Here is a 2,217-nt window from a genome sequence, read left to right as displayed (position 1 = left end):
GTATTGTTGTCGCGCTTGCAGCCGTAGTGAAGCTGCATTGCCCAGTCGCGCTTGTGGTATTCTCTTCCCGCAAAGAGCATGAAGGCCGTTTTGAATTTCAGCTCCTCCTCCTTGGTGAGCACCATCTTGTTTTGTCTCTTTAAAAAGATGGTTTCGATCTCGTCGTCGGAGGCAGGATAATACATTACATATTCCAGTGCGTGGTCGGATACGTTGCAGCCCATGGAAGCAAAGAAATCCATGCGGTTTTTCAGGGCCTCCTTCAAGGCGGCAAAGGTGTTGATCTCGCTCATGCCGGCAGCGGCGGTAAGCTTATCCAGATAATCCAGATAATCGGGCTTTTCAATATTCATGGCCTTATCCGGTCTCCAGGCGGGCAGCACCTTTACGTCAAAGCTGTCATCCTCAGCCAGCTTCTTGTGCCACTCCAGAGAATCAATGGGGTCGTCCGTAGTACAGATGAGGGTCACATTGCTTTGCTTGATGATGCTGCGCACGCTCATGGAGGGCTGGGCCAGCTTTTCATTGCACAGCTTCCAGACCTCGTCCGCGGTATTTTTGTTCAACACGCCGTTGTAGCCGAAATATCTCTGCAGCTCCAGATGGCTCCAGTGGAAGAGCGGGTTGCCGATGGCCTTCCCCAGGCATTCCGCCCATTTGCAGAATTTTTCGTAGTCGGAGGCGTCGCCGGTGATGTATTTTTCATCCACACCACAGGAGCGCATGAAACGCCACTTGTAGTGGTCTCCGCCCAGCCATACCTGGGTTATGTTCTCAAACTGACGGTCCTCTGCGATTTCCCTGGGATTGATGTGACAGTGATAATCCAGTATGGGAGTTTTCTCCGCATAGTCATGAAACAGCTTTTTTGCGGTTTCTGTTTCCAACAGGAAATCCTTGTCCATAAATGCTTTCATTTCTGTTCCTCCATTTTTTGTTAAAATAATTTTATTAATAAATAATTTATGAATAACCTATATTGTGCACTACACCTCAGCGGGTGGTGCCCCGCTTTACCAGTTCCCCGGAAAAAATGGTTTTTTTGGGCATCTCATTTCCGGAAAGTACTCCTAAAAGCGTGGAAATCAAATGCTGGCAGAGAGTTTCCAGCTTATTGTCGATAGAGGTAAGCGGCGGGTCGCAGCACTCTGTCAGCATGGAGTTATTGTAGCCGATGATGGAAAGCTCCTCAGGAATTTTCAGGTGCTTTGCCTTTGCGTATTTCACGGCGGCCAGCGCCAGCGTATCGTCGGCGGCAATAATGCCATGGAAGGAAATTCCCTTGTCGGAAAGCTCCTTTAAAAGCTTTGCCATGGCTGGAATATCCTCGTGGGACCCCTGATAATACTGCAGAGATCTGCCCGGCACAAAGAGCTTGTTTTCCTCCATGGCGGCCTGGAAGCCTGCCCGCTTTTTTTTGCCGCTGTAGGAGTTGGAGTTATAAAAATAAATCATGTCCCTTACGCCGGAGCGGATCATCTGGGCAGCGGCCTCGTACATGGAGGTGTAATCGTCAGACACCACACTGTATACATTGGGCGCATCCAAAGCCGCGTTTAAAAGCATTACAGGAACCTGTGCGGCGGCGTCTGCAATATATTTATTGTCGGCGTCGTTTTCATAAATGAAATTAGAGCCCACCAATATAATGCCGTCCACCTTTTTGGTGATCAAAAGGTTTAAGGCGCTGATTTTATTCTCCAGCTGATAGCCGGTGCAGCAAAGAATGCTGTCATAGCCGTTTGCCCGCAGCTTCTGCTCAATGTAATAGATGGCTTTTGCCAGGTAAAGGTCAGAGCTGTCGGCGCACATGATGCCTATGGTTTTCATGGTGTTTAAACCAAGGCCCCTGGCAAAGGCATTGGGCGTGTACTCATACTTGTTAATGACGTCCAGCACCTTTTTTTTCGTCTTTTCGCTGACATTGCTGCTTCCGTTCAAAACCCTTGAAACAGTGGCAATGGAAACCCCCGCTTTTTCAGAAATATCATAAATAGTCATGTGAAAAACCCCTTGATGTAATGGTGATATTTTTCATGAAAGAAAAATGTAAGCAGTTTCATAAAGCCAATTTTGATTATAGCGAAAGCTGTGTTTTTTTTCAAGATGCTTTTTCCATTTAGTTATTGACGAAAATATTTTTTGGAAGTAAAATTAATTATGTAAGTACTTACATAATCTCTTACAAAAGGAGTTGTAATCTCTAAGAGCTTATGC

2 protein-coding genes are annotated in these 2,217 nt (G+C 46.6%); both read right to left on the bottom strand.

All coding sequences use genetic code 11. From position 1 onward, the window contains the following. Window positions 1–917: glucuronate isomerase (uxaC, locus tag AC1WIP_RS14880; protein WP_481142564.1), on the bottom strand; the 917-nt coding region annotated here is incomplete at its 3' end. A 76-nt stretch (window positions 918–993) separates the two neighbouring features. Next, window positions 994–2,001, bottom strand: coding sequence for a LacI family DNA-binding transcriptional regulator (locus tag AC1WIP_RS14875; RefSeq protein WP_481142563.1), 1,008 nt, complete (start codon window positions 1,999–2,001; stop codon window positions 994–996). Window positions 2,002–2,217: the final 216 nt, after the last annotated feature.

This window comes from Acetatifactor sp. (assembly GCF_982438285.1).
The sequence above is the reverse complement of the archived record's forward strand: the minus strand, read 5'-3'. Positions and strand labels throughout refer to the sequence as shown.